At 40.8% G+C, this 25,209-nt stretch carries 28 protein-coding genes; 7 read left to right on the top strand and 21 right to left on the bottom strand.

Translation table 11 applies throughout. The features are described 5' to 3' along the window. Positions 1-5: 5 nt before the first annotated feature. The 7 genes from V514_RS0104885 to V514_RS20195 all read right to left on the bottom strand — a co-directional run bounded on the left by V514_RS0104885 (position 6) and on the right by V514_RS20195 (position 5,775). The gene (locus V514_RS0104885) at positions 6-665 is read right to left on the bottom strand and encodes a hypothetical protein (RefSeq protein WP_029498660.1); all 660 of its coding nucleotides are present in this window, start codon (positions 663-665) and stop codon (positions 6-8) included. Positions 666-764: 99 nt separating this feature from the next. Beyond that, a complete protein-coding gene (locus V514_RS0104880) occupies positions 765-1,277 on the bottom strand; it encodes an HPP family protein (RefSeq protein WP_029498659.1) in 513 nt (170 codons plus the stop codon). Beyond that, complete coding sequence (locus V514_RS0104875; RefSeq protein WP_029498658.1) at positions 1,258-2,232, bottom strand: DUF1835 domain-containing protein; 975 nt, start codon at positions 2,230-2,232, stop codon at positions 1,258-1,260. Before V514_RS0104875 ends, V514_RS0104880 begins: the two co-directional genes overlap by 20 nt. Before the next feature lie 202 nt (positions 2,233-2,434). Next, positions 2,435-3,175, bottom strand: a complete 741-nt coding sequence (locus V514_RS0104870; protein WP_029498657.1) for an amino acid ABC transporter ATP-binding protein — start codon at positions 3,173-3,175, stop codon at positions 2,435-2,437. 11 nt (positions 3,176-3,186) lie between these two features. Further along, on the bottom strand, positions 3,187-3,843 hold the full coding sequence (locus V514_RS0104865) for an amino acid ABC transporter permease (RefSeq protein ID WP_200864017.1): 657 nt from the start codon (positions 3,841-3,843) through the stop codon (positions 3,187-3,189). A gap of 94 nt (positions 3,844-3,937) precedes the next feature. Next, positions 3,938-4,723: an amino acid ABC transporter substrate-binding protein gene (locus V514_RS0104860; protein WP_029498655.1), complete on the bottom strand. Its 786-nt coding sequence runs from the start codon at positions 4,721-4,723 to the stop codon at positions 3,938-3,940. A gap of 200 nt (positions 4,724-4,923) precedes the next feature. After that, complete coding sequence (locus tag V514_RS20195) at positions 4,924-5,775, bottom strand: hypothetical protein (RefSeq protein ID WP_029498654.1); 852 nt, start codon at positions 5,773-5,775, stop codon at positions 4,924-4,926. Positions 5,776-5,923: 148 nt separating this feature from the next. Between V514_RS20195 and V514_RS0104850 the strand changes: the two genes are divergently transcribed. Next, positions 5,924-6,175, top strand: a complete 252-nt coding sequence (locus V514_RS0104850; RefSeq protein WP_029498653.1) for a hypothetical protein — start codon at positions 5,924-5,926, stop codon at positions 6,173-6,175. A 146-nt stretch (positions 6,176-6,321) separates the two neighbouring features. Here V514_RS0104850 and V514_RS0104845 read toward each other — a convergent pair whose 3' ends face one another. The 9 genes from V514_RS0104845 to V514_RS0104805 all read right to left on the bottom strand — a co-directional run bounded on the left by V514_RS0104845 (position 6,322) and on the right by V514_RS0104805 (position 15,474). Continuing rightward, the gene (locus tag V514_RS0104845) at positions 6,322-6,615 is read right to left on the bottom strand and encodes a hypothetical protein (protein ID WP_029498652.1); all 294 of its coding nucleotides are present in this window, start codon (positions 6,613-6,615) and stop codon (positions 6,322-6,324) included. A 139-nt stretch (positions 6,616-6,754) separates the two neighbouring features. After that, positions 6,755-7,216 carry a hypothetical protein gene (locus V514_RS0104840; RefSeq protein WP_029498651.1) on the bottom strand — a complete coding sequence of 154 codons (462 nt, stop codon included), beginning with the start codon at positions 7,214-7,216 and terminating at the stop codon, positions 6,755-6,757. Positions 7,217-7,358: 142 nt separating this feature from the next. Beyond that, a complete protein-coding gene (locus V514_RS0104835) occupies positions 7,359-8,480 on the bottom strand; it encodes a M20 family metallopeptidase (protein WP_029498650.1) in 1,122 nt (373 codons plus the stop codon). 85 nt (positions 8,481-8,565) lie between these two features. Beyond that, positions 8,566-9,855, bottom strand: a complete 1,290-nt coding sequence (locus V514_RS0104830) for a Na+/H+ antiporter NhaC family protein (protein ID WP_029498649.1) — start codon at positions 9,853-9,855, stop codon at positions 8,566-8,568. A 135-nt stretch (positions 9,856-9,990) separates the two neighbouring features. Continuing rightward, positions 9,991-11,472 (bottom strand): multicopper oxidase family protein, encoded by a 1,482-nt coding sequence (locus tag V514_RS0104825; protein WP_029498647.1) that lies wholly within the window; start codon positions 11,470-11,472, stop codon positions 9,991-9,993. Positions 11,473-11,591: 119 nt separating this feature from the next. Further along, positions 11,592-12,560: a cation diffusion facilitator family transporter gene (locus V514_RS0104820; RefSeq protein WP_029498646.1), complete on the bottom strand. Its 969-nt coding sequence runs from the start codon at positions 12,558-12,560 to the stop codon at positions 11,592-11,594. A 12-nt stretch (positions 12,561-12,572) separates the two neighbouring features. After that, a complete protein-coding gene (locus V514_RS0104815) occupies positions 12,573-12,893 on the bottom strand; it encodes an ArsR/SmtB family transcription factor (protein ID WP_029498645.1) in 321 nt (106 codons plus the stop codon). 136 nt (positions 12,894-13,029) lie between these two features. Continuing rightward, complete coding sequence (locus tag V514_RS0104810) at positions 13,030-14,589, bottom strand: tetratricopeptide repeat protein (RefSeq protein WP_029498644.1); 1,560 nt, start codon at positions 14,587-14,589, stop codon at positions 13,030-13,032. Positions 14,590-14,838: 249 nt separating this feature from the next. Next, positions 14,839-15,474: a LysE family translocator gene (locus V514_RS0104805; RefSeq protein ID WP_029498643.1), complete on the bottom strand. Its 636-nt coding sequence runs from the start codon at positions 15,472-15,474 to the stop codon at positions 14,839-14,841. A gap of 262 nt (positions 15,475-15,736) precedes the next feature. On the opposite strand from V514_RS0104805, the gene V514_RS0104800 reads away from it, so the two are divergent. Together V514_RS0104800 and V514_RS0104795 are read left to right on the top strand one after the other, a co-directional pair. After that, the gene (locus tag V514_RS0104800; RefSeq protein ID WP_029498642.1) at positions 15,737-17,035 is read left to right on the top strand and encodes an aminotransferase class I/II-fold pyridoxal phosphate-dependent enzyme; all 1,299 of its coding nucleotides are present in this window, start codon (positions 15,737-15,739) and stop codon (positions 17,033-17,035) included. Positions 17,036-17,099: 64 nt separating this feature from the next. Further along, the gene (locus V514_RS0104795; RefSeq protein ID WP_029498641.1) at positions 17,100-17,999 is read left to right on the top strand and encodes an ADP-ribosylglycohydrolase family protein; all 900 of its coding nucleotides are present in this window, start codon (positions 17,100-17,102) and stop codon (positions 17,997-17,999) included. Positions 18,000-18,044: 45 nt separating this feature from the next. Here V514_RS0104795 and V514_RS0104790 read toward each other — a convergent pair whose 3' ends face one another. After that, entirely contained in the window at positions 18,045-19,205 is a 1,161-nt protein-coding gene (locus tag V514_RS0104790) for a M20 peptidase aminoacylase family protein (RefSeq protein ID WP_029498640.1), read from the bottom strand. Positions 19,206-19,408: 203 nt separating this feature from the next. Between V514_RS0104790 and V514_RS20320 the strand changes: the two genes are divergently transcribed. Then, entirely contained in the window at positions 19,409-19,579 is a 171-nt protein-coding gene (locus V514_RS20320) for a hypothetical protein (RefSeq protein WP_161630167.1), read from the top strand. Between the two features lie 123 nt (positions 19,580-19,702). Continuing rightward, positions 19,703-21,085, top strand: coding sequence for an FAD-binding oxidoreductase (locus V514_RS0104780; protein WP_029498639.1), 1,383 nt, complete (start codon positions 19,703-19,705; stop codon positions 21,083-21,085). 105 nt (positions 21,086-21,190) lie between these two features. On the opposite strand, the gene V514_RS20315 is transcribed toward V514_RS0104780, so the two are convergent. Both V514_RS20315 and V514_RS19620 read right to left on the bottom strand, forming a co-directional pair. After that, positions 21,191-21,364 (bottom strand): hypothetical protein, encoded by a 174-nt coding sequence (locus V514_RS20315; RefSeq protein ID WP_161630166.1) that lies wholly within the window; start codon positions 21,362-21,364, stop codon positions 21,191-21,193. A gap of 36 nt (positions 21,365-21,400) precedes the next feature. Continuing rightward, complete coding sequence (locus V514_RS19620; protein WP_029498638.1) at positions 21,401-21,871, bottom strand: GNAT family N-acetyltransferase; 471 nt, start codon at positions 21,869-21,871, stop codon at positions 21,401-21,403. A gap of 89 nt (positions 21,872-21,960) precedes the next feature. On the opposite strand from V514_RS19620, the gene V514_RS0104765 reads away from it, so the two are divergent. Next, positions 21,961-23,124, top strand: a complete 1,164-nt coding sequence (locus tag V514_RS0104765; protein ID WP_029498637.1) for an iron-containing alcohol dehydrogenase — start codon at positions 21,961-21,963, stop codon at positions 23,122-23,124. 26 nt (positions 23,125-23,150) lie between these two features. Here V514_RS0104765 and V514_RS0104760 read toward each other — a convergent pair whose 3' ends face one another. Further along, positions 23,151-23,852, bottom strand: coding sequence for a YwaF family protein (locus tag V514_RS0104760; RefSeq protein ID WP_029498636.1), 702 nt, complete (start codon positions 23,850-23,852; stop codon positions 23,151-23,153). 103 nt (positions 23,853-23,955) lie between these two features. Between V514_RS0104760 and V514_RS0104755 the strand changes: the two genes are divergently transcribed. Beyond that, positions 23,956-24,801 carry a cation transporter gene (locus V514_RS0104755; protein ID WP_029498635.1) on the top strand — a complete coding sequence of 282 codons (846 nt, stop codon included), beginning with the start codon at positions 23,956-23,958 and terminating at the stop codon, positions 24,799-24,801. Between the two features lie 49 nt (positions 24,802-24,850). Here the strand turns inward: V514_RS0104755 and V514_RS0104750 are convergent, their stop codons facing one another. Next, positions 24,851-25,195: a zinc ribbon domain-containing protein YjdM gene (locus V514_RS0104750; RefSeq protein WP_029498633.1), complete on the bottom strand. Its 345-nt coding sequence runs from the start codon at positions 25,193-25,195 to the stop codon at positions 24,851-24,853. Positions 25,196-25,209 lie beyond the last annotated feature (14 nt).

The following is a 25,209-nucleotide window of genomic DNA, read 5'->3' as shown; positions in this document are numbered from 1 at the left end:
TTTTATTAGCGGAAACGTTTACGAGAAGGTTTTGTTTCGGGCCATTCTCGTAATGTTTTTTCCTTCAGTGCATATTGTTGTACGCGGTAAGTACCTTTTGCACTATCAATGGATTTATCCATCTCTTCAATATATTGTTCTTTATTACCTTGTTCATAAGCAATTAATGCTTCAATCGCATGGTCCATCCAAAATTGCACTTGTGGAATTTCGCGCGCCATACCAAACTTGCCCATGTATACTTCACACTGTGCTTGGTTAAAACGTTTTAATGGGCTTTTTTTCATTGAGCCAACAACTGCTTTTGCTGCCGTTAAATCACCTTCAAGAATAGCTTTACGGAATTGGAAATCTGATAGCGTATCTGCATTTTTACGATGTTTATGTAAGATGCGGTCGATTTCATCTACTTCTTGTTCTTTTGTCCCTTCCAATAACGTAATTGGGTATTGGAATAATGGGTCTGTTTTTTGCATACGCATTAAGCGTAAAATAAGTTTCGTGTTCTTACTTGAGGTAATCGTATAAGAATAACCAATGACAAGTACAAACGCTAATACGGCGAAAAATCCTACCGCATATTTTGTTGGTACGCCTAAATAAATAGCTAGCATCCCTAACGATACAGACACTAAGTAGAAAACTACGAGAATAACAATGTTCATGCTCTTCTATACTCCTCTGTCTAATAGGCATACGCCCAGTATCTTTTTAATAGTAGCAATTTCAGCTATGAAGAGCAATGAATAACCGGTGACAAATTGCTACCAATACGTTGGATATCTACGTGTTTGGCGTAAATTATTAATAAGCAATGCCATAATGACGACGAACACGGCACCGGTTAAGACCGGGAATAATAAAAATCCCCAGTGATGACTACCTTCAAGCATAATTACTAATGGATTGGCAGCAGCTGGTGGATGCATCGTACGCGTTAGCATCATAGCGGCCACTGCTAATGCTACCGCCAATCCGATCATAATGGCCCCATTACCAGCTAGATGATACATCACTAAGGCAATCGTTGATGATAATACATGCCCAACAATAATACTGCGCGGTTGTGATACCGGTGCTTGCCATAATCCAAACGCCAGGGCACAACTACCACCAAGTGACGCCATAATCCACTGTGAATGCAAATGTTGCGTTAAATAAATTAATCCGGCAATCGTTAAAAAAGTGCCAATAAATGTTACGATAATATCTTTCGAGTATACCGTAAAGGGGTTTTGTCCAACCCCTTTCATTTTACTAAAGTAATTTGTCCACATCGTCATCACTCGGTTCTGCTGCTAATTTAATATCGTATAACATCATATCGTGTAAATCACCTTGGTAGAGTAGTTGCTGTTGTGCAATTAACGCACGAACACGGTATTCTAAAAAGTTATCACCCGTATAATCTTTCATCGTGCTATAAACTTCACCTAACAGTTCGGCAGCTTTTACATAACCATCTACTTGCAACCGTTCTACATGCTCTAAAATAAAATCATCTAAAATCGTTTCGTCGAAAGCTGTTAATTCACCCGCTTCAAATAAATGCAACAGTGCTTCGCTCGTCAACCAACGCTGTCCTTCTTCTTTTAGCGTCGCAATGACCTCATCTGACAACATCGCGAGTTCAAGTTGTGCAATTTTCGTTAATAGCTCGGGCACTACTTCACCGGTTGTCCGCGGAAAACCCGGCGTATCATGTTGTTCAATATCGCGATAACCTTGATATGTATCAATAACGCCGATTGACTGTACAATTGGTAACGCCGCCATCACGATACGCAAACCGATTTGCTCGGCTGAATTGGCACATGTCCAAATAACGACATCTTGTTCAGCTGTTAAGCGTTTTAAATCACGAAACGACTGCATCATGTTGCGTTTCATTTTTTTAAATTCATTATATGTATCTGTTAAATGCAATTTAAACCATGCATAACGTGCTTCCATGCCTTTCCACGTGTCAATTGCTTTAATCGGTCCCATCGATAAAACGTCTGGAAAAGCGATGACGCGCTCATCTATCGCCTGCTTTAAGCTAAGTGCAGCCGTTCGTCCAAATACAATATGCACCGTCGATGTATCCCATTCCAATTGGTGTTTTAACTGTTCAGTAAACCAACTTTCATCGTTGGCGTCTAATTCCGTATATAAATCGAGCAATAAATTTTTCGCTTGATTTTCTGAAAGCTCATCAATTTTTTGTTTCATCAAATCCGATTTTTCCATGGTCAAAAGAGCCTCCTTTATGTAATTTAAATCATCCAAATATCGCCAATTTCAATGATAACTGTTTTTATTGTACAACACCTTTTTCAAGGAAAGAAGCAAAAATTTCAGCAATAGCTGCTTTTATAGTAGCCAAAACAGCAAAAAAGAACGCCGATTTATAAAAAACCGATGCGCTCTTTCGTCTGTTACACAATAAATACTATTTTAAATTTTTTGCTAAAAATGCTTTTGTACGCTCATGCTGTGGATTGCCAAACAGCTCATCTGGCGTCCCCGCTTCAACGATTTCGCCGCCGTCCATAAAGACGACCTTATTCGCTACGCTGCGCGCAAAACCCATTTCATGTGTGACGACGATCATCGTCATATGCTCTTCAGCTAAATCTTTCATTACTTTTAATACTTCGCCAGTCAGCTCTGGATCTAGTGCTGATGTCGGTTCATCGAATAATAAAATCTCTGGATTCATCATTAATGCACGCGCAATTGCTACACGCTGTTGTTGACCACCCGACAAGCTTTTTGGATAGGCTTTTTCCTTCGCAGATAACCCTACCTTTTGCAATAAATCGCTTGTCATCGCCGCAATATCAGCCTTTTTGCCAGCCATTTTTGGTGCTAATTCTAAATTATCTTTCACCGTTAAATGTGGGAACAAGTTAAATTGTTGAAAGACCATGCCCATTTTAGCCGTTGCCTTTTTAATGACATCTGGGCGTTTGTAAACACCTTGTTCAACAAACGCTTCGCCGGCAATTTTTACAGTACCGCCGTTAATTTCTTCTAAATGAATCAAACTGCGCAGCATCGTACTTTTCCCTGAACCTGAAGGACCGATAATCGCAATCACATCATTTTTTTCGACTGTAAACGTAATATTTTTCAATACTTCATTATCGCCAAATGATTTTTTTAGATTTTGAACTTCAATTAATGCCATGTCGATACCTCCTACTCGTATTTAAAGCGGCGTTCTAACCACTTGAAGAAAATTGTTAAAATAATCGTCATAATTAAATAAATCGCACCGGCAATAAAGTACGGCACAATTGAGAAGTCGCGGTTTACCGCTGTTTCTGCAAAGTGCAGTAACTCTGGTACAGCTACCGCATATAATAACGCTGTATCTTTAATTAACGTAATCGATTCATTCGCAACCGATGGTAATGCCACGCGGAACATTTGTGGCAAAATAATTTTACGTGTTGTTTGCGACTTTGTTAAGCCTAACACTTTTGCTGCCTCGTATTGCCCTTTATCAATCGATAATAGGCCGCCGCGGAAAATTTCGGCGAAGTAGGCCGCATAGTTTAAAATAAATCCTAAGCATGCTGCAGCGAAACGATCAATCGTTAAATATTCGCCAATTCCTGGAATCATCGGTAAACCAAAACAAATGATTAATAATTGTAGTAATAGTGGTGTCCCACGCATAATTGTAATATAAATTGTTGCAAGCCAAGAAAATAGCTTTATTTTACTGTTTACCGCAAGCGTTAATAAAAATCCGAGTGGCACGGATACGATAATTGCGATAAAGAATAGTAACAGCGTCATTTGTGCGCCTTCAAGCATTGGCAAAATGACGGATGACCAATAATCTGCCATCATTAAATTCCTCCTTTATATTGAACGACAATAGGGTGTTGAAACGACCAGAAGGAGATGCCCCATTTTAGGACATCCCCTTCCGAAAGATACACTATTTAAGAACTTTGTTTTCACCAAACCATTTATCTGAGATCTTTTCAGCTGTACCGTCTTCGTTCATTTTATCTAAAGCTTCTTGTAATTTTGCTTGAAGCTCTTCATTGCCTTTTTTAATCCCAACACCATATTGTTCAGGTGCTAGTTCTTCATCCATAATTTTGAATGTGTCTTGTTGTTTTGTCATGTAATAATCAATTACAACTTTATCGATAATGACCGCATCAACACGTTTTGCTTTTAAATCGTTTAATGCTAACACATTGTCTTTAAATTCTGAGACATTTTTTACTTTTTTGCTAATGGCATTATCATTAAATGCGTCTAGTGCAGAAGATTGCGCTTGAACACCCATTTTTTTACCGTCTAAATCTGCAATTTTTGTTAATTTAGAATCTTTTAATGTGACAATTACTTGTGCGTTTTCTAAGTATGGTTTTGAGAATAATACTTTTTCTTTACGCTCATCCGTAATTGTATAACCGTTCCAAATTAAATCGATACGACCACTTGCAAGTTCTGATTCTTTTGTTGACCAATCGATTGGTTGGAATTCAACGTCCATATCCATATGTTTTGCTGCTTCTTTTGCTAAATCAATATCAAAACCGACAACTTCATTTTTATCATCACGGAATCCCATTGGTGCGAATTTATCATCAATACCAACGATTAATTTGTCTTTGCCTTCTGCTCCTGATTTTTCATCAGATGAGCCACATGCCGCAAGGACAGAAACAATCCCTACTAGCATGAAGAGCAATGCTACGATACGTTTCATCTTCATGTCCCCCTATTTCATAACCTATTATCTAGCTCTTTACCATTTTACTTTCGCCTGCTAAATCACTAATGTATTGAAATGTTATCACGGTCATGAAAAGGTGTCAACGGTTTTTTTAAAATCTAAATTTTCTGACTTTGTTATATAATTGCATAGAGGAAAAGGCGACAGCTATGCTCAACTGTCACCCTCATCTATTAGGACCTATCCATTTTTTTGCGCGACTGCCCTTGTGCATTCACACCAGCTTTATTAAATCCGTCGCGGTCAAAACCATATTTATCAAAACCTTCTTTTGAATAACCATCTGCATCAAGTGGAGTCCCATTTTGATGCATACCGTACTCATTAAAGCCGCGCGCATCAAATGGACCAGCAGCCTTGCCTTTTGGATGATACGCTTTTTGCGTCGTATAATCACGTTGCGCTTTTACAACTGGCTTTGGCGCTTGTTGCTGCGTCGCAAATTGAATCAATTGCCGCTCTAATTTTGTTAGTGGTTGCTGTTGTTGGTTCAATGCAGCTACTTGCTGTTCAAAGCGCTTTTCTCCGTATTTATTAAGTCCTTGCTTGTCATAACCCAACGCATTATAACCCGAGGCATTATAGCCTTGCGCGTTATAACCGTGCGCGTCATAACCGACCGCGTTATAGCCCGCATCATTAAACATCGTGCCGTTTCGGTGGCGCCCTTTTTGATTGAAGCCACGTACGTTATAGCCTTGTGCATCAAAACCACGTAAATTATAACGTTTTCCTTCCTTTGTAAAACCACGTGCATTAAACCCTTGACGATTGTAGCCGTGGCGATTTTGTCCCGCCCGGTTATAGCCTGTGCGATCATACCCACTACGCTGAAAGCCCTCTTTATCAAAGCCCGCATCATTGTAACCATCACGCTTAAAGCCTTGCGCATTATAATATGCACAATCATAACCCTCGTAATCATAACGTGTGCCATTTAAATGCAGACCTTCCTTATCAAAACCACGCTTATCATATGTACGCTGAATACTGTGCTGTTCTCGGCGCTTTTTAAAAAATTCCATTGCTGTCACCCCGCATGCTGTTTCTATTTTTATCGTGATAAATACCCACGCATTTAGCCTTTTCAGCAGAAATGTCTCTTTCTTTTTCGAATAAACTATGTTAAATTACTCTTTGTGTCTTAAATTAGAACGGAAAGGACTTAAGCGTATGAAAGCGAGCGATTGTATTCATTATTATGTCGTCGAAAAAGACGGCCTTTTTTATTCACACGGCAGTACGTTCCTATCGGACGAAGAAGCTGCCTATGCCTTCACTAATGAAGAAGCGGCTGCACAATTAGCACGTGAGCATGACGCTTCAGTTCAATATATGTCAGTAACGTATGGCGAATTAGATGACATACTACTAGCGCCTGAAGACTGCATTGACTTAACCTTTTTAGAAGTTGTCGTACAGTAGAGGCTGGGACAAAACAGTTCATGTTCCTTTTTAGCGTTCGCAACAAAAAACCGGAACCGCGCCACAGCGCGATTCCGGTTTTTCTTATGCTCATCTGAGAAGGTGTTTTTACACGTATGTCCCAGCCTCTTTGTTTCTGCTATTAATTATGGCAATACATCGTTGTACAACGGTGCAATATGTTCAATAAATTTAGTGGCATCATCGCGCGTTGCTAGTGTCAGTGTCATGCTATGGCCCTGCTGTTGTAAATCGCCAGCAATATCATGCAACGTTAATTTTTCTTTTAAACCGTCGATTGTCACGACGCCATAATGTTTTAAAATACTAACATCAAGTAAATCAAACGGTTGGCGGTCCGGCGTCATCGCATAGATTTTTGTAACGCGCCCTGTTTCGCGTTCTGTCAGCATATTGTTTACGGTAAATTTATTTGTCATTCTATCGCTTCCTTTACATCATTCATCTGTTTTATGATGCCATAGATTAGGCATCGTTGTAAACGCGCTGCTAGTTAACTAGCGCTAAAAAACTCAGCAATCGTTTGACTAGACGGTTGCTGAGCTGTCATTGCGCTGTTTATTGCACGCGTAATTTGTAATAGTATTCCGCTTCGCCTTTATAACCATTTTTACCAGAACCGTCCCACTTCGCTGTGTACGTGTAGTAGTAAACGCCTTTTTCCTGTGGTGCAAATAATAGCGAACCTTTTAGTTTTTCTTTCCCTTTTGTTCCTTCTTCAGAAATCCATTCTAATTCGCCTGATGTTGGCCGGTCGTCGCTATTAATCGATAGCGTAAGTGCTGTGCCCATCGTTGCTGGAATCGCTTCTGCTTTTTCTAATGACTCCACGATATCGTCACCTTTTTCGCAATTTTCCTTGCCTTCAACTTCCCAACAATAATCGCCTAATACACCTTTATCTTTATTGTTCGTTGTCAACAACTCACCCTTTGGTGGCTGTGTTGCATCTTCACTACAACCTGCAAGTAGTAACGCCGTTGTGGCAAAAGTAGCTAAACTCCATTTTAAACCTTTCATTATATAAATCTCTCCTTATCGTTCACTTCCTATCTATTATAACTTTTCTATTTCAACTCTAACAGTCACTTCGCAACGGAAAATCACACGTTTTACCAATTGTGCGACATTCCACACAATTTCTACAAAAAAAGTTCGTGCATTAGGTCAGTTCACTCAACAATTTGGCAAGCAGCGCAAAGCGTTTAGGAAGTTCTGAAAGGAGGATATGCTCTTCGCGCGCATGCATCCCTTCGCCAATAACGCCTAAACCATCTAGTGTTGGCGCAATATCACTCGTAAAATTTGCATCGCTGCCACCACCAGCCGCAATTTGTGTCACAATATAATTCAGTTCACCAGCAATCGCATACGTTTCGTCAAAAATATGCTCAGTGCTATCAAGGCGCGGCATTGGTGGTCGATCTACGCCACCTGTTACTGTTAGCGTAATATCACTACGCGTTGGCTTTAAATGCTCAATTACGTGTACCATATGCCCTTCTTCATGTTTCGTTAACACGCGCACATCAACGCCTAATTGTACGCGCTCTGGCACAACATTTTTGGCACTTCCACCATGAATTGTCCCAACATTTACAGTTGTACCTAACTCTAAATCCGTTAAATGACTCAAATGTTCAATTTGCTTTGCCGCTTCGAAAATGGCACTAACGCCTGCGGTAAAATTGTTGCCAGCATGTGCTGCCTTGCCAATAATTTCAATATCATACGATAAGACCCCTTTGCGACTCGTCTTTAACGCCCCACTCATTTCTGGCGGTTCTAACACGAGCACTACTTTGCTTTTTTTCGCCTCTGCTTTGATTAATTCGCGCGATGTTTTACTACCAACTTCTTCATCGCTATTAAAAATACAAACGATTTTGTACGGAATATCAATTGCTAATGCGCGGCATGCTTTGAGCGCCCAAATCGCCATGACAATACTTGATTTCATATCTAAAATTCCCGGGCCATACATTTTATCGCCAACTTGTTTCAACGGTATGGCCCCTTTTTCCCAGACGGTATCATAGTGGCCAACTAACAATAATTGTTCTGTCCCTTCCCCGTATTCAAAGCGTAAATGGCTGCCATGATGGTCTTGTGGAAATTCTTGCGCTCGTTTTTGAAATTCACGTACAAGCAATTGTTGAATGGCTTCTTTACATTGATTTGCGGCATCGCGGTCCATTGACGGGGATTCCGCTGCAACGAGCGTTACAATATCTCGCTGAATGTCTGCTAAATGTGCTGTCATATAATCATACAGTTCTATCATCACTATCACCCCTTTATTGTGCTCTATACCCGCTTTTTAATAGAAATGAAAACAGGAGTTATGCCGTAGCACAACTCCTGCTCACTTATTTTTTTCGTTTCAATGTTGGATAACCAATTAAAATCGCCATAATCGTCATCGCACCCATCAACAATGGATAAATAGAATACACTTGCCACATACCAACCGTTGAAATACCTGAAATGCCGGCTGCTGCTAATAATTGGGGTGAATACGGTAACATCCCTTGCCAAAAACTCGCAAAAATATCGAGCAAACTCGCTGATTTCCGCGGATCTACATCGTATTTATCGGCAATTTTTTTCGCTAACGGACCCGACATTAAAATCGCAATCGTATTGTTAACCGTTGCAATGTCAACGACTGACACGAGCGAGGCAATACCTAGTTCGGCCCCTTTTTTTGTTTTTACGCGCTTCGTAATGACCGATAGTAAATAAGCGAGACCACCATTATGTTCAATTAGCGCTACAAGGCCACTAATCAAAATCGCAATAATCGCAATATCTTCCATGCCAAGCATACCTTCACTAACCGCTTTAATAAACGTGATGAACGTATACGAACCGTTAACAAATCCAATCACGCCGGATAACAAAATACCCATTACTAATACGAGCATCACATTTAGTCCAGCTAATGCCATAATTAAGACGATTAAATACGGCAACACTTCAACAAATGAATACGCTGCAACTTCTACAGCATCGGCGCTACTATTTGCCGTTAATACATATAAAATAATAGCCGTCAAAATCGCCGCTGGTAACACGATAAAAAAGTTCACTTTAAATTTATCGCGCATATTCGTGCCTTGCGTGCGTACGGCTGCAATCGTCGTATCTGAAATAATCGATAAGTTATCGCCGAACATCGCACCACCAACAACCGTTGCCATCGAAAGTGCCATCGAAATATCGGTACTTTCTGCGATTCCTACACCAATTGGCGCAAGTGCCACAACTGTCCCCATCGATGTCCCCATCGACAATGAAATAAAGCAGCCGATAATAAAGAGTCCAACAAGCAATAAACTTGGTGGTATGAAATCTAAGCCTAAGTTAACCGTCGAATCAACGGCACCCATTCCCTTCGCAACACTTGAAAATGCGCCTGCTAAAATAAAAATCAACACCATTAGCATGACATTTGAATTGCCGGCACCTTTCGTGAAAATTTCTATTTTCGTTGCTAGTTTCTCTTGTCGATTCATCAAAAAGGCAATCATACAAGCAATCAAAACAGCGACATTTAGCGGCATTGCCGTAAAATCTCCACTGATGATTCCTGTGCCAATAAATAACACGATAAACGCAACGAAGGGCAATAACGCCCATTTATTTGCTCGCTGCATGTCATTCCTCCAGTAATTTTAAATAAGACAACCTATATCATACGTCAATTAAAGAACAGTGTAAATTTTTTGTTTTTTCACAATTTTTCGTTATGAAGCGCAAAAGAGGTTAGCATGGACGCTAACCTCTTGACGTTATTTTACTTCAATTTGCCCCATCATGCCATTATCTTCATGTTCTAAAATATGACAGTGGAACATATACATGCCTGCATACGGGAACTTCACCGCAATACGTGCCTTCTGTCCAGGTTGCAGTGTAATCGTATCTTTATAACCTTGTAAGCTAGGCTCTGGTTTTTCACCGTTGACACTTAACACAAGGAATTGCGTCCCGTGGATATGGAATGGGTGAATCATGCCACCTTCATCGGTAATCGCATTTTCAATTTCCCAAACTTCTGTGACGCCTTTTTTCTGCGTGAAGTCAACGCGGTTTTCATCAAACTTTTTACCGTTAATCGTCACATTTTCGCGCATACCTTCCATTTTCACGACTTTTGTTGGCTCTTGTTTCTCAAGGCTCTTATCAACACGAATTTCATTTAAATTCGTTGATGTGGAAGCTGTTGCGGTCTTTTTGCTCAACTCAATTGGCAATAACACGACATCTTTATCGTCGACAAGTGATACGCGGTCGCCTTTTACTTGCGATAAATCAACTAAGATTTCAGCGCGCTCGCCGGCTCCTAACAACAGCTCTTTTGTTTTCACGGGCTTATTTAACAACCCGCCATCGGTCGCAATTTGCGTAAAACTCATATCATTATCAAAATGGAATAAATAATTTCGTGCGTTCGAGCCGTTTAAAATACGCAGGCGTACGAGTTGTTTATCGGTTTTTAGCGCAGGGTTAATAACGCCATTAATCATCATCGTATCGCCATACGTACCATCAATATTCGCTACGGCACTGTAATCTAATTGTTTCCCATCAGCAAATGCGCGGTCTTGTAGCACAATTGGGAAATCATTTTCTCCGTAATCGCGTGGTAAATCCAATGTCGTTGTTTTGGCATCATCAATATACAATAACCCCGCTAAGCCTTTATACACTTGCTGCGCTGTATTGCCCATTGGATGTGGGTGATACCATAATGTTGCTGCTTGTTGTGTAACGGTAAATTGAATCGTTTTTTCTTCACCGGGCTCAATTAAAGCATGTGGTCCGCCATCTGCTTTTCCCGATACTTCTAAACCATGCCAGTGAAATGTCGTTGCTTCCGGTAATTCATTTTTCAAATGAATGGTCACATGTTGCCCTTCTTTTAACCGCAGTGTCGGACCAAGTAAACTGCCATTATAGCCATAGGTTGTCGTTTCATACCCTTTAAATAATTCGGTTGTACCCGATTGCGCCGCTAATGAATATTCGACGTTGTTGCCTTTTTTGCTATCTGGCTCTAAGATTTCTGGAAATGTTAATGTCGCCGTACCTGTATTGTCTTTTAACACTAACTGCTCATGATCCATCGGGCCATTTTGTTGCGTATTGGCCATCGAATGTTCATGCTGCGCCGCTGAATCCGTTTGTTGCTCTTTTTGTGCATCGTCGCTACTACATGCTGCTAATAATGCGGTTCCAATAAGTAATGTTGCGACAACTGTTTTTTTCATAATCCCCCACCCTTTCATCATTTTTAGTATACCGAACAAATGTGTATTGTATATGAACAACTGTTGACAATTTCAGCGGTTAGAAAAAAGCAACAATCGCGATTGCTGCTTGTAGTCCGTTATTCGTGCGCATGGTCATGATGATGCTCTTCATTTAAATTACAAATTAAATCTGCATGGTGCGGTGTTTCACTTGATTCAAACTGCACGGTAATATGCGTAATATTTTGATGTTGTAGTTTATGTTCTAAATCATCTAACACTTTTTGCGTTTCGCGAATCGTTAAATTATCATCTACAACGATATGGCAGCTCAATGCATTTGTACCACTCGTAATCGTCCAAATATGCAAGTCATGTAAATGCTTTACTGCCGGTGTGTCTTCAATCGTTTTTACAATGTCATCAAACGCGACATTTGTCGGTGTTCCTTCCATTAAAACGTGTACAGAATCTTTCGTGACCGCAAGACCGCTACGCAATACAAGAACTGCCACGACAATACTCGCTAATGGATCGGCCCAGCCCCAGCCGAAAAACATAATTAATAGCGCGGCAATAATCGCCCCAAATGAGCCAAGCATATCACTTATAACGTGTGCTAATGCTGCACGCATATTTAAATTATCGTGCGTATCGCCACCACGCAATAAAATAAATGCGACTAAAATATTAACGAGTAAGCCAATAATCGCGACAATCATCATGCCGGTTGTCGCAATTTCCGCCGGCTCTCTAAAGCGCTGAATCGCTTCATAAAAAATAAATAGCGCAATCGCAATAAGCGTGACACCATTAAATACTGCCGCTAAAATTTCAAAGCGTTTATACCCAAATGTTTTATTCGTATTGGCGACTTTTTCAGCCATCGTAAACGCGACAACACCAACGCCAAGTGCAATCGAGTCACTCAGCATATGTCCCGCATCAGACAATAGCGCTAAACTATTAGTCATAAACCCCCCGATTACTTCCACAATCATATAGGCTGTAATAATAATAAATGCGATTAATAACGTTTTTTTGTTCGCGCCATGCGTATGATCATGGCCATGGCCCCCGTGATCGTGATCATGTGAATGTGCCATAATAATCCCTCCCTAGCAATGAGCAGCGTGCTCAATCATTTGTTTTAATATTTGCATCACATGCTTATCCGCTTGTGAATAATAAATGCTCGTACCGTCACGGCGTGATTTGACGAGGCGCATATTTTTTAAAAAGCGTAACTGATGCGACACCGTTGACTGCTTTAAGCTTAATTCATCACTAATTTCATTGACTGCGTATTCACGTTCAAATAATAAATATAAAATGCGAATACGCGTTGGGTCACTAATCGCTTTAAACGTTTGTGACACAATAAACAGTGTTTCTTCATCTAATTGCTGTGTAAAATCAATCGTTGGTTGTGAATCCATTCCGTCACCCCTTATGCATATATGATTATATGTTCATATATAGTATATGACGGCGTTATGTACGTGTCAACGTATTTCACGCGTGTTTCCGCTAAAAAAAAAGAGCCTGCATCGCGGCAGCCTCTCTTTCTAAAGCTTATTGTAATTGTATACGTAATTGCTCAGCTTTGTGCAAGCGATTTGTTAACGATTTTGATTGATGGTGCTCCGCTAAAATCGATAACACATCAAGTGCCTTTTCTGGCTGCTGAAGCTCATTATACAAGTCCGACAATAAATACGTGACTTTAATTAACATCGTGTTGTTCGCAAGTGCTTCTTCTAAACAACGCACCGCTTCATCAAGACGACCGAGTGCTTGCCACGCTAATGCTTGTTGGTAAAGCGGTCGATCAAAACCTTGCGACAACCGCAATGCTTGCTCACTCGCTTGAATGGCCCACCTATAATGATGATGCTTGCGCAATTCTTCAGCTAAAATTGTAAAATATTCTGGTGATTCACGGCGCTGTTCACGTATAGATGTCAACGCAATCGGTTCATCAGCAAAAAATTGTTCAAACGTCGTACGCAAGCAACCTGTTTCTTTTAAATAGCGTGGTACGCGATGCCCCGCATAATAGATTGGCAGAAACGTACAATTAACTAACGCTGGCTTTAACTGTTCATAATAATAAACGCGATCCGTATCATTTTTTAAATCGAGCAATAACGTCACAGGCGCCGTTACCGTTGGAAGCTGCAATTCATGTTCAAACGTAATTTTTCGTTTAATGCCGTATTGCGGATGCCCTGAGTTACGCGGTGCAAATGCCAAAATACGCACATTCGGAATAACAGCTCCGTAATAAACCGCGCCGTATCCAGCCAAACTCGTCCCGTATGCATACGTGTTAGCGTAATTACTAAAAATTGCTTGTGTCATCGTTTTATAGTGTGCTTGCGTTAAATTTTCATAAAAATAATTCATGCGATTACGACGTAGCGCTACGATATCAAGCTGTTGATTGTTCACGTAATATTTCGAGAACAGCGCTTGCTTACGCGTCAATTCTACGGTATCAAAAGCCGCGACAGCTCCGCGTGCAACACCTTTCCATTTATAAAACTCGAGCGTATAATCGGCTGTTTTTTGAATCACATACTTTTTATAGCCATCTGCTGAAAAAAAGTGCGCATGCTGTTGCTCATCGTAAAGTGCTTGTGCGTGTTGTTCCCAGTTTCTCGCTTGCTCATGATTCCCTTGCAATAAATAGTAGACATTTAAATTAAAGGCATCTTCAAAAGTAACTTCCACACGCTTCACCACCTGCTCTAAATAAACACTCGCTTGCTCAAACAACCCAAAACGCGCCGCTTTTTTTGCCATTTGGCGCGCATAAGGCACGTCCATAAATTGTTGTTGTTCGCTAAGTTTCGTTAATTGTTGCACAGTTTTTTTTGAATCTACCGCTTTGGATTTTTCACGAAAATAATGTAAATAAGGCGACTGACGGCGATGTTTTAAAAGCTTTGCTATATGATTTAATCGTTCATTCAAACGTTTTCCTCGCAACGATTGCTGGACGATTTTACTTTTCTCCCGAAACGATTCCGTACAATTCAATTCATATTCTTGCTGCAGTAAAGCATTTTTCTCTTCCTTTAATAAGGCGGCATAATGCTTTAACATCGTGATGTTGTCTATATTCTTCATGTTAAAATGTATTCCCACCTTCTGTATATCACGGTTCATTATAACAAAATCTCATTATCGATTCAAAGATGGTTTTATATTCAACACATTATTTTAGTATTACAGCTTTATTATTTTACTTTTTTTACCTTTTAAATAAGTATTTTTATTTTATTTATGTTAAAAAAAGGTTGCTGACGCTGTACTAATGGTCGAGTTAAAAAAAACAAAAAAAGCATCGAAAGGAGCGAACCGCACCTATTCTAATGCTTAAGAAGCGATATTTTTTTCGGTAGCAATTTTGACGCCGATAGCAATCAACGCAATGCCAGTACATTTATTAAATAGGACTTGGATCGCCGGTTTCATAAACCATTTGCGGATAACGTGAATAACGAGCACGACAATCGTCAACCAGGCAATCGACAGCACAACTAAAATCAATGCTAATACGATTAATTGTTGATTGACTGCATTTGTTGGGTCGATAAATTGCGGCATAAGCGTCACATACAAAAGCAACGTTTTAGGATTTAACAAGTCCGTCGTTATTCCTTGTGTCATACAACTATATGCCACATTTTTATGAGTTGCTGACGCTGGTTGTAGTGCTAGCTCCATATTTTGTGCTTTCGTGCGCCATGCCTGTATACCGAGCCAGACAAGGTATAAAGCACCGCCATATTTAATAATCTGAAACAATAATAGCGATTTTGAAATAATCGTTGCTAAGCCTAATACCGTTAACGCCGTCCAAACGAACAACGCTAAAATGATGCCGATCATCGTAAAGAGACCTGCTTTCTTGCCATGAATCATCGTATTTTTTAATACTAATAGCGAATCTACGCCCGGTACCATGACGATAAACAAGGCGATTAAAGTAAACATCCAAATTTCTTGCAAGTCGTTCATCTCCAAATTCAAAATTTTCAAAATTATATCATTAATTGATGCCTAAATGGAATAGAAAAATTTTCTATATTCGCTATAAAGCATTGATTTTGCGGCATTTAGCCCGTATCATGAAGAAGAGTAGTGGCGAGGCTCACGCAAAATACAAACGAAAATAGTCCTGCTTATAAAATTATTCGATAATTTCTATAATTCTATTTTCATGCGTCCCATTACACAACCTGCATACTATTATGAAAAAGAGGCGACGTTTATGCATAAATTAGCAGCTCAATTAAACGACACATTACAACAACAAGCACCAACTGTTTTGAACATGCTTTCAAACCTTGGTAAAGAAATGTACTACCCAACAGAAGGCATTTTATCGCAATCTGCTGAGGCAAAATCAGCGAAAAAGTACAATGCAACAATTGGTACTGCACTTGAAAATGGCAAACCAATGCACCTTAAAGTCATTCAAGATACGCTTTCTGCATACGAGCCAACAGATTTATATCCATATGCTCCTCCGGAAGGAAAAGCAGAGCTTCGCCAAGCATGGCGTAAAAAAATGTTAAAAGAAAACCCTTCATTAGAAGGTAAATCGTTTGGTACACCCGTTGTAACAAACGCGTTAACACATGGTTTATCAATCGTTGCAGATTTATTTGCAGATTCGAATGATGCGCTAATTATTCCAGATAAAAACTGGGAAAACTACGATATGGTATTTGGCATTCGCCGCGGCGCAAACGTCGTTACATACCCATTGTATGATGATAACGGTCTTTTCAATGCACAAGCATTAAAAGAAGCAATCATTGCACAAAAAGATGCAACAGGTAAAGCAATCGTGTTATTAAACTTCCCGAACAACCCAACTGGTTACACACCAACTGCTGCTGAAGGTGATTCAATCGTGCAAGCGATTAAAGAAGCTGCAGAAACAGGCGTAAAAGTTGTGGCTGTAACGGATGATGCATACTTCTCATTATTCTTTGAAGATTCAATTACAGAATCATTATTCGGTAAATTAGCTGATATTCACGAAAATGTACTAGCGATTAAAATCGATGGCGCAACAAAAGAAGAATACGTTTGGGGCTTCCGCGTTGGGTTCATCACATTTGCTGCACAATCAGAAGACGTGTTACACGCACTAGAAGAAAAAGCACGTGGGATTATTCGCGCTACGATTTCTTCAGGCCCACACCCTTCTCAAACATTCGTGTTAAAAGCATTACAAAGCGATGAATTTGAAGCACAAAAACAACAAAAATTCGACATTATGAAAGGTCGCGCATTAAAAACAAAAGCGGTTCTTGATAGTGGTAAATATAATGATGCATGGGATTACTACCCATTCAACTCAGGTTACTTCATGTGCCTAAAATTAAAAACAGTTTCATCTGACGCACTACGCAAAGTGGCATTAGAACAATTTGGCGTTGGTGCAATCGCACTTGGCGACACAGATTTACGCGTTGCCTTCTCTTGTATTGAAGAAGAAGGTATCGAAGAATTATTTGATTTATTATACGCAGCTGTAAAAGCAGTCGAAACAAAGTAGTTTTTCTTAAAGCGTTGGCATTTGCCAGCGCTTTTTTGTATGCTTAAAGAAAGGAGGGATTTAGATGATTAGACAAGCAATACTTGGCCATGCGATTGCAGATGCCATGGGCGTGCCATTTGAATTTCGCGCGCGCGATACATTTACCGTAAGCGATTATGAAGGTTTTGGTTCATGGGATGTACCCGCTGGTAGCTTTTCAGACGATTCATCGATGCTGTTTTGCACGATGGCGCATCAAATTGAACAGAGTTCGCTTGATGATTTAAAACAAAAATTTTGTGATTGGCTCTACGAGGGCTATTGGACTTACAACGGACAGGCAAGTTTTGACGTTGGCAATACGACGAAGCTCGCCATTGATCAATGGTTGCAACACGGCTTTGATGCACCGATTCCTTGCGATGAATCACAAAATGGCAACGGCGCGCTTATGCGCATTTTACCCGTCATGTTGGCCGCTACGACTCATGACGATATTTTTTCATTGAGTCGCCACTATGCGCTCACACATTTGCATATTCGGAGCATTTTAAGTTGCACTTTTTTTGGTCATATTGTACTCGCGCTTAAAAGCGGCTACAATTTCACCGAAAGTATGCATCTCGCACAGCGCTATACACAACCGCACTTTATGACGTTTCAAGGTGAACAAGTTCATTTTGCACGACTAATGGACGGTTCGATAGTAACAGCGCCACGAGAGTCCATTAATAGTTCTGGCTATGTTATTGATACGCTTGAAGCCGTTTGCTGGAGCATTGCTCAAACATCGAGCTATGAGCAAGCGATTATGACGGCGATTGAATTAGGGAACGATACCGATACGGTTGGCGCGCTGACGGGTTCACTCGCAGGTATGTTATACGGTCTACATCATATCCCTTCACACTGGATTCATGACTTGGCACGCATTGATGATATTGAACAATTAATTCAAGATTTTGAACAACAATGTTGTTAACAAAAAAGTAGGGGTGACGCGTACACGTCACCCCTACTTTTTTCGTTATAATGTCGTTTCGCGCTGCGCGGTCGTACGTTGGCTAAACGCTACGGCATGTAAAATTGTTTTTGTTATAATTTCAATACCTGTAAATAGGCGATCACGATTGTATGTCATATGCGGATCATGAAGCCCTGGCGTTGCACCACAACCAACACCTAGCATCGTCGCCTTAATATACGGACGCTTCAACGTATAATAATGAAAATCTTCGCCACCAGGTGTCACAACATCCGGTGCTAAATGATCGAGTCCACACGTATCGATAATCGCCTGCTTCATTAACTGTTTCGCTGTATCATCAACTTCAGCTGCAACGATTGTCGCCTTCGTTTCAAATTTGATGTTCGCGCGATGCGACTGCTCGACACCTAAAATGGCCAACTGAAGTTGCGCCATTAATTGCTCCATGCCTTCATTCGTTTGCGAGCGAGCATCCACCGTAAAACGAGCAATACCAGGGATTGTGTTGGCATTTTGAATATCACCCGCTTGGAAACTTGTTAACTTAACCGACGATGGAATCATCGGATCAATATGAATATGCGATAGCGCTGTTACAAGACTAGAACCAATTTCAATCGCATTTTTCCCAAGATGCGGTCGTGCACCGTGGCATTCCTGACCAACAATCGTCCCCTCAATTAAACGTGCTGCCCCGTGATAAAGTGCCGGACTATAGCTATTGTCGCGCATCTCCTGTACAGGACGAATATGCATACCAAATAAAAATTGCATGCCATCAACTAAGCCTCGTTCGACAAACGACAACGCACCATTGCCTTTTTCTTCCGCTGGTTGAAACAACACACGAATTTTTCCGGAAGCCGGGTTATGCAGCTCTTTTAGCAGCAATAACACACCGACTGCCATCGTCATATGCGCATCGTGACCACAAGAATGATTGCCGCGAAATTCACCGTCAACTTGCTGCCAAAGCGCATCGATATCCGTACGCAAACCGATAATTGGGTCGCCTTCACCAATTTCAACATACAAGCCCGTTGAACCTTCAAATGTTGTTACATGAAAATGTTGTTCGCGCAAAATTTCCGCTAAATACGCCGTTGTTTTATATTCTTGCCACCCTACTTCAGGGATTACATGTAATTGTTCATATACTTGTCGTAAAAATGGTTTATATTGTTCCAGCAATTGTTGCACACGCGTCACCTCTTAAAATTCTATTGCGCTATACGCTATAAATGTACACTACTTTATCACTTTTTCTACTAAAAAGCAATCATTTTCAGAAAATTAAGTATTTTGAGTTTTAAAGAGCAAACTTTACATAATCTTTTCATAAGTTGTTTGAAATTTTCTGTCTTTTTAGATATAATTAAGAAAAGGCACTAGGAGGAATGACTATGAATCCCAAAAATATTCCTGTTGACCCACGTGATACAACGATTGAAATTCCCGCGTTCCTTGACGCGGCTGTATCATTTGAAGATATTGAAGCAGCTTTAAAAGAATTATTATTGTTGATTCAGTCAACGCATAGCTTTGTCGTTAATCCAAGTCCTCAAGCATCGTAACGATTCATACACACATGAAACACCGCCTAAACTAACAACGCGGTGTTTTTTTCTGTTCAAACTTGCCATTTAACGATATAATTATCAGAAAATAACGAATTTTCAAAAGGACAGGTGATTATTATGCACGCTCAACTTGAAACGATTATTGCACAACTACATACTTTTTTAGCAACCGACCAACTTTCTACAAATGAAACAGTACGTGAAAATCATGGACGCGATGAATCGTATCACGAAATGGCATTGCCAGATATCGTTGTATTCCCGCATACAACGGATGAAGTCGCTCAAATTATGCGCGTAGCCTATACATATGAAATTGCTGTTATCCCATTTGGCGTCGGCTCTAGTTTAGAAGGTCATATTATTCCTGTGACGCATACGTTAACAATTGATTTTAGCCAGATGAATCAAATTTTAGAAGTACGTCCCGAAGATTTACTCGTGCGCGTGCAACCGGGCGTCACGCGTACGCAATTAAATAAAGAACTGAAAAAACATGGTCTCTTCTTCTCGGTTGACCCTGGCGCCGATGCCACGCTCGGTGGTATGGCCGCAACGAACGCGAGCGGCACAACTGCTGTGCGCTACGGTGTTATGCGCGATCAAGTGCGCGATTTAGAAGTCGTGCTAGCAGATGGCCGCATTATGCACACCGGTAATCTAGCCGCAAAATCATCATCAGGTTATCATTTAAATGGCCTATTTGTTGGTTCAGAAGGCACGCTGGGCTGCTTTACCGAACTTACTTTAAAAGTATATGGTATTCCGGAATTTGAAATGGCCGCACGAGCGGTCTTCCCTACTGTGCGCCAAGCAATTGAAGCGGCAACGATGGTATTACAAGCAGGTGTCCCGATCGCGCGGATTGAATTAGTTGATGAACAATCGATGCAACAAGTTAATGCCTATAGCGGTACGGATTATTTAATCAAACCAACGCTATTTTTAGAGTTTCATGGCAATGAAGCGGGCTTAAAACAAGACGTCGAGTTTACAACGGATATTATGAATGATAATGACTGCCTCGAAATTTTCTTTGAAACGGACAATAAAGCACGGCACGAATTATGGGAGGCACGCCATAATTTAGCGTATGCATACATTCATGGTTATCCTGGTAAAAAAATGATGACAACTGATGTTGTTGTGCCAATTGGTTCGCTAGCCGATGCCATCGAATTTGCGCGACAACTTATCGATGAAGTGGGTATGATTGGCGGCGTACTAGGACATGTCGGTGACGGTAATTTCCATTCGCTCGTTATGATAGATGTAAACAACCCCGATGATGTTGCACGCGCAAAAGCATACAATGCACGTCTCGTCGAATTTGGTCTTGAACACGGCGGCACATGTACTGGTGAACATGGCGTTGGTATCGGGAAAATGATATATCAATCACGCGAGCATGGCGAAGCGCTCAATGTTATGCGCGCAATCAAACAAACATTGGATCCAAAAAATATTTTAAATCCACATAAATTAATTGCTGACGCTTAACTAGAAAAAGAGGCTTTTACAAAACAGTTCCTGTTCCTTTTTTAGCGTTCGCCACAAAAAACCGGAACCGCGCCACCGCGCGATTCCGGTTTTTCTTATGCTTTACTACCCGCGTTTTGCACGTTCTAATGTCACCATCATGACGGTCGTCAGTGCCCATAACCCAAGGATGACGGTCACAATAACACCGTTCAACGCAAATAACGCAAAATCGTGATACATCATATAGGCGATGAGTACAATGACAAACACGAGCTGAATTGCAATTTTTTTCACCATGCTGTTCGTCCCTTCTTCTTTGTTGATTGTATCACGTTATGGCATTATTTTGTGCATCGTATTCGTCGTGAGTACAACGGCACCGACGCGTTCGGTGCTTTGCTGTTTGAATGTAAAATGATGTGCTTTGTAAAAAGCAATGGCACGTTCATTGTGCGCATCTACGCGAACACAAAGCTCGGTACCCGGCGCATACAAACGCTCACCCGCTTCCATTAACAAATGCCCAAGCCCTTGTCGCCACACAGCAGGGCTTAAATAAATCGTTTCAAGCTCATTCGTATCACCACATGAAAAATTAGCAAAACCAACGACGTTCCGTTCGTGCTCGACAACAAAAAATGCTGTCGTATCGATGCGATGACGCAACTGGCGATGATTATAATCAAACGCTAAAAATTGTTGTTGTAGTTTTGGTGGTATACTATCGCAATATGTTTTACGCCAACTTTCCACAGCAATTTTTTGAATTGCCGGGATATCTTCATACGTAGCTCGTCGAATCATGTCAATTCCCCCTTTTTTCATTATAAATCGCATGAAATAGTTGTACAAATGCGCGCAATTTCTTACTATAAAGAAAAGGGAGGGATTTTATGGAAAACTTCACATATTATAATCCAACGCGCCTGCACTTTGGCAAGGGGCAAGTATTGAAATTAGAGCAAGAACTTTCACATTATGGAAAAAATGTGTTGCTTGTGTATGGCAGCGGGAGCATTTTTAAAAATGGTGTTTATGATGATGTCTATCGCGTCTTATCGAATGCTGGTGCAAATATTGTTGAACTTGGTGGCATTGAGCCAAACCCACGCGTCGATACAGCTGAAAAAGGCATTCGCATTTGCCGTGATACCGGCATCGACTTTATTTTAGCAGTTGGTGGTGGCTCGGTTATTGACTGCGTGAAGCTAATCGCTGCTGGCGCAAAAACAGAAGCGCCTGCTTGGGACATCGTGACGCGCCAAACAAAAGTGCGCGAGGCATTACCATTTGGAGTCGTGTTAACACTTGCTGCAACCGGCTCAGAAATGAACTCGGGCTCGGTCATTACAAATTGGCAAACAAAAGAAAAATATGGTTGGGGTTCGTCTAAAACATTCCCACAATTTGCGATTTTAGATCCTGCTTACACATTCTCGGTGCCTAAAAATCAAACAATCTATGGCATCGTCGATAGCATGAGCCATGTACTCGAACATTATTTCCATGAAGCTGACCATACGGAATTCCAAGACCGTATGTGTGAAGGCCTACTGTTAACTATTATCGAAGCAGCACCGGATGTATTGAAAAACCCTGAAAATTACGATGCACGGGCAACGCTCATGTATGGCAGTACGATGGCGTTAAACGGCATGTTAAATATGGGCTACCGCGGCGATTGGGCAACGCATAATTTAGAGCATGCAGTCTCAGCCGTCCATGATATTCCACATGGTGGCGGCTTGGCGATTTTATTTCCTCGTTGGATGCGCCATTATGTCACTGAAGATGTGCAGCGCTTCCGTAAGCTCGCAACGCGCGTGTTCCATGTCGATACGACCGGCTTAAGCGATTTAGAAGTCGCGATGAAAGGCATCGAAAAACTGGAAGCCTTTTGGGAATCAATCGGTGCTCCAACACAGTTGGCTGCCTATAATGTCGATGATTCCACGTTAGAGCTAATGGTTGACCGCGCCATGCGCCAAGGAGATTTTGGCAACTTTGCAACCGTCACAGCAGCAGATGCAGAAGCAATTTTCAAAGCATCTTTTTAATAACGTAAAAAAGAGGCTCTGACCATTTAGTCTGAGCCTCTTTTTTTGCGCCATATAAAGGGCGTATACAGCACAATCCAAACGACAATTAACACGAGCACAAGGCCAAAAATATACCCTGGGTTACCAAATATTTGCTCTAGCAGAACAATTGGTGACCCTGATGATGGCGCGCTTAAAAACCAAAAATTCGTGTCAAATTGCTTGTTAAACATATACATAACCGGCGTTAAAATCGTTAAAAACAATGCCGGCTTCCATAAATTTTTCGGCTGTGGTTGCAGTTCTTTTGACGCAATCAACATACTAATAAATGCAATGATTAACAAATGATAAATAAAACTATAATTGCTCATAAAACTAAACATTTCTCGATGCGTCCAGTTAGGAAATAACAACGCCGCAATCGCGCCCGGCAAAAAGATACTATACAATAACTCGCCAATCGTGTTATTTTGCGTATACGCATAGATAAAAATGACGACCAGTGCCATACCGCATAAATCAAGTGGCAATTTACTAATCGACCAAACTTCTAAAAAATAAATATAGCTATCGCGAATGATTTCTGCAATAATGAGCAGCCAGGCAAATACGATACGGATTTGTTTGCGCGACTCAATCATTGCAACGCTATATTGCCGCGTGACAAACCAAATCGTTAATGCCGCAAACGCTAACCAGCCAATATGGAAGAAATCATACAATTCAAAACCTGTTGTTGACATATGCTACCTCCTTTCGTTACAAATCAGCGCAATGCGGGTATAACTATAATAATGCTAGGGGGTTTTTATCATTTCTACGCTGTCGAACACATCAAAATGGCAGATGACGAAAACAGCACTCGCCTGTTTGCTATTAGTGAGTACCTATATAAGCACGCTTGCGGTCGCGCTTGAAATAAAAAGTTTAGCGCTTTTTTGTGCATTAAGTCATTTACTCATGACCATCTCGCTGCTCATTTTCTATATTGTAAACCATAATTATAGCGCGAAAAAAGCAAAACCTCGTCAAACATATCATATGTGGATGCTTGAACGTTTCTTAATTTTATGTTGTGGGCTCGTATTCTCGCTTGCGGCCTGTTTTTTATTAGTAGCTAGCATACTCCGTCTAATCGAGCCTGTTGACGTAGCAATTGAGCCAATTTTACAAATTGCCTTGCTTATTTTAACGACAAACCTTTGTTGTTATTTATTGTTGTCGTCGCAACAGTCGAGTTCAAAAGCGTTTATGCGCTATTTATTACGTGCAGATGGCTTAAACGCGCTCCTCGTCATATTAGTATCGTCGCTATTATTACGGTGGCAAATCGACATTATCGATCAAGTATTGGCATTTATGTTAGCACTCATATTGTTTACACAAGCTTATCGCATTTTAAAGCGCTCGCTTATTTTAATGACAGAAGGGACACCTGAACAACGTCAACTTGCAGCCATTCAAGGCCGCTTATACAACTTAGGTGCCGTCACCGATATTGCCAATTTACAATTGTGGACCGTTGTTGGCGAAGAGATGACCTTTAGCTGTCAACTGTATATTGCACGCGATACACCGATTGAAGCTGTACGCCAAGAAGTGTTGACGGTGTTGAAATATGAGTACAACATCACGAAAACAGCCATTCGTTTTATTGTTGATACCGACGAAAGCCAACATTTATCCGCATAAGAAAAGCAGGAAATGCCAAGCATGCACTTCCTGCTTTTTGTTATGTTCATTAAATTTTTTTAACGTATTCTGAGCGAATATATAATGTGCCAAAGCCTTCTATTTTCGCTTCTAAGTTGTGCCCATCTATATCGCCACAAAATTTAATATTTTTCACTTTTGTACCCGCCTTTAAATCCGACGGTGCACCTTTTGTTTTTAAATCTTTAATAATCGTCACGCTATCGCCAGGATTTAAAATATTGCCGACGCTATCGCGAATAAGCGCGGCCTCCTCTTCTTGCTGTTGTTCAAATGCCGTCCATTCATTGCCACATTCTGGACATACGAATGCCGAGCCATCATTATACGTATATTCCGAATTGCACTTCGGACAGTTTGGAATGTTCTCCATTAGCTATCTCTCCC

Origin of the sequence: Kurthia huakuii LAM0618 (genome assembly GCF_000505545.1) — a bacterium.
Lineage (GTDB): Bacteria > Bacillota > Bacilli > Bacillales_A > Planococcaceae > Kurthia > Kurthia huakuii.
Note: the sequence above shows the minus strand (reverse complement) of the source record. Positions and strands in the feature narration are given on the sequence as shown.

Bases quoted from the DNA above. Each gene is read 5' to 3' on its own strand.
- V514_RS0104765 (WP_029498637.1), top strand. From the start codon at position 21,961: ATGGAAAACTTCACATATTATAATCCAACGCGCCTGCACTTTGGCAAG.
- V514_RS0104865 (WP_200864017.1), bottom strand. From the start codon at position 3,843: ATGGCAGATTATTGGTCATCCGTCATTTTGCCAATGCTTGAAGGCGCA.
- V514_RS20195 (WP_029498654.1), bottom strand. From the start codon at position 5,775: ATGGAATTTTTTAAAAAGCGCCGAGAACAGCACAGTATTCAGCGTACA.
- V514_RS0104750 (WP_029498633.1), bottom strand. From the start codon at position 25,195: ATGGAGAACATTCCAAACTGTCCGAAGTGCAATTCGGAATATACGTAT.
- V514_RS0104795 (WP_029498641.1), top strand. From the start codon at position 17,100: ATGATTAGACAAGCAATACTTGGCCATGCGATTGCAGATGCCATGGGC.
- V514_RS0104850 (WP_029498653.1), top strand. From the start codon at position 5,924: ATGAAAGCGAGCGATTGTATTCATTATTATGTCGTCGAAAAAGACGGC.
- V514_RS0104830 (WP_029498649.1), bottom strand. From the start codon at position 9,855: ATGCAGCGAGCAAATAAATGGGCGTTATTGCCCTTCGTTGCGTTTATC.
- V514_RS0104815 (WP_029498645.1), bottom strand. From the start codon at position 12,893: ATGGATTCACAACCAACGATTGATTTTACACAGCAATTAGATGAAGAA.
- V514_RS0104875 (WP_029498658.1), bottom strand. From the start codon at position 2,232: ATGGAAAAATCGGATTTGATGAAACAAAAAATTGATGAGCTTTCAGAA.
- V514_RS0104845 (WP_029498652.1), bottom strand. From the start codon at position 6,615: ATGACAAATAAATTTACCGTAAACAATATGCTGACAGAACGCGAAACA.
- V514_RS19620 (WP_029498638.1), bottom strand. From the start codon at position 21,871: ATGATTCGACGAGCTACGTATGAAGATATCCCGGCAATTCAAAAAATT.
- V514_RS0104820 (WP_029498646.1), bottom strand. From the start codon at position 12,560: ATGGCACATTCACATGATCACGATCACGGGGGCCATGGCCATGATCAT.
- V514_RS0104800 (WP_029498642.1), top strand. From the start codon at position 15,737: ATGCATAAATTAGCAGCTCAATTAAACGACACATTACAACAACAAGCA.
- V514_RS0104810 (WP_029498644.1), bottom strand. From the start codon at position 14,589: ATGAAGAATATAGACAACATCACGATGTTAAAGCATTATGCCGCCTTA.
- V514_RS0104760 (WP_029498636.1), bottom strand. From the start codon at position 23,852: ATGTCAACAACAGGTTTTGAATTGTATGATTTCTTCCATATTGGCTGG.
- V514_RS0104880 (WP_029498659.1), bottom strand. From the start codon at position 1,277: ATGTGGACAAATTACTTTAGTAAAATGAAAGGGGTTGGACAAAACCCC.
- V514_RS0104860 (WP_029498655.1), bottom strand. From the start codon at position 4,723: ATGAAACGTATCGTAGCATTGCTCTTCATGCTAGTAGGGATTGTTTCT.
- V514_RS0104885 (WP_029498660.1), bottom strand. From the start codon at position 665: ATGAACATTGTTATTCTCGTAGTTTTCTACTTAGTGTCTGTATCGTTA.
- V514_RS0104870 (WP_029498657.1), bottom strand. From the start codon at position 3,175: ATGGCATTAATTGAAGTTCAAAATCTAAAAAAATCATTTGGCGATAAT.
- V514_RS0104835 (WP_029498650.1), bottom strand. From the start codon at position 8,480: ATGATAGAACTGTATGATTATATGACAGCACATTTAGCAGACATTCAG.
- V514_RS20315 (WP_161630166.1), bottom strand. From the start codon at position 21,364: ATGGTGAAAAAAATTGCAATTCAGCTCGTGTTTGTCATTGTACTCATC.
- V514_RS0104840 (WP_029498651.1), bottom strand. From the start codon at position 7,216: ATGAAAGGTTTAAAATGGAGTTTAGCTACTTTTGCCACAACGGCGTTA.
- V514_RS0104780 (WP_029498639.1), top strand. From the start codon at position 19,703: ATGCACGCTCAACTTGAAACGATTATTGCACAACTACATACTTTTTTA.
- V514_RS0104825 (WP_029498647.1), bottom strand. From the start codon at position 11,472: ATGAAAAAAACAGTTGTCGCAACATTACTTATTGGAACCGCATTATTA.
- V514_RS20320 (WP_161630167.1), top strand. From the start codon at position 19,409: ATGAATCCCAAAAATATTCCTGTTGACCCACGTGATACAACGATTGAA.
- V514_RS0104755 (WP_029498635.1), top strand. From the start codon at position 23,956: ATGACGAAAACAGCACTCGCCTGTTTGCTATTAGTGAGTACCTATATA.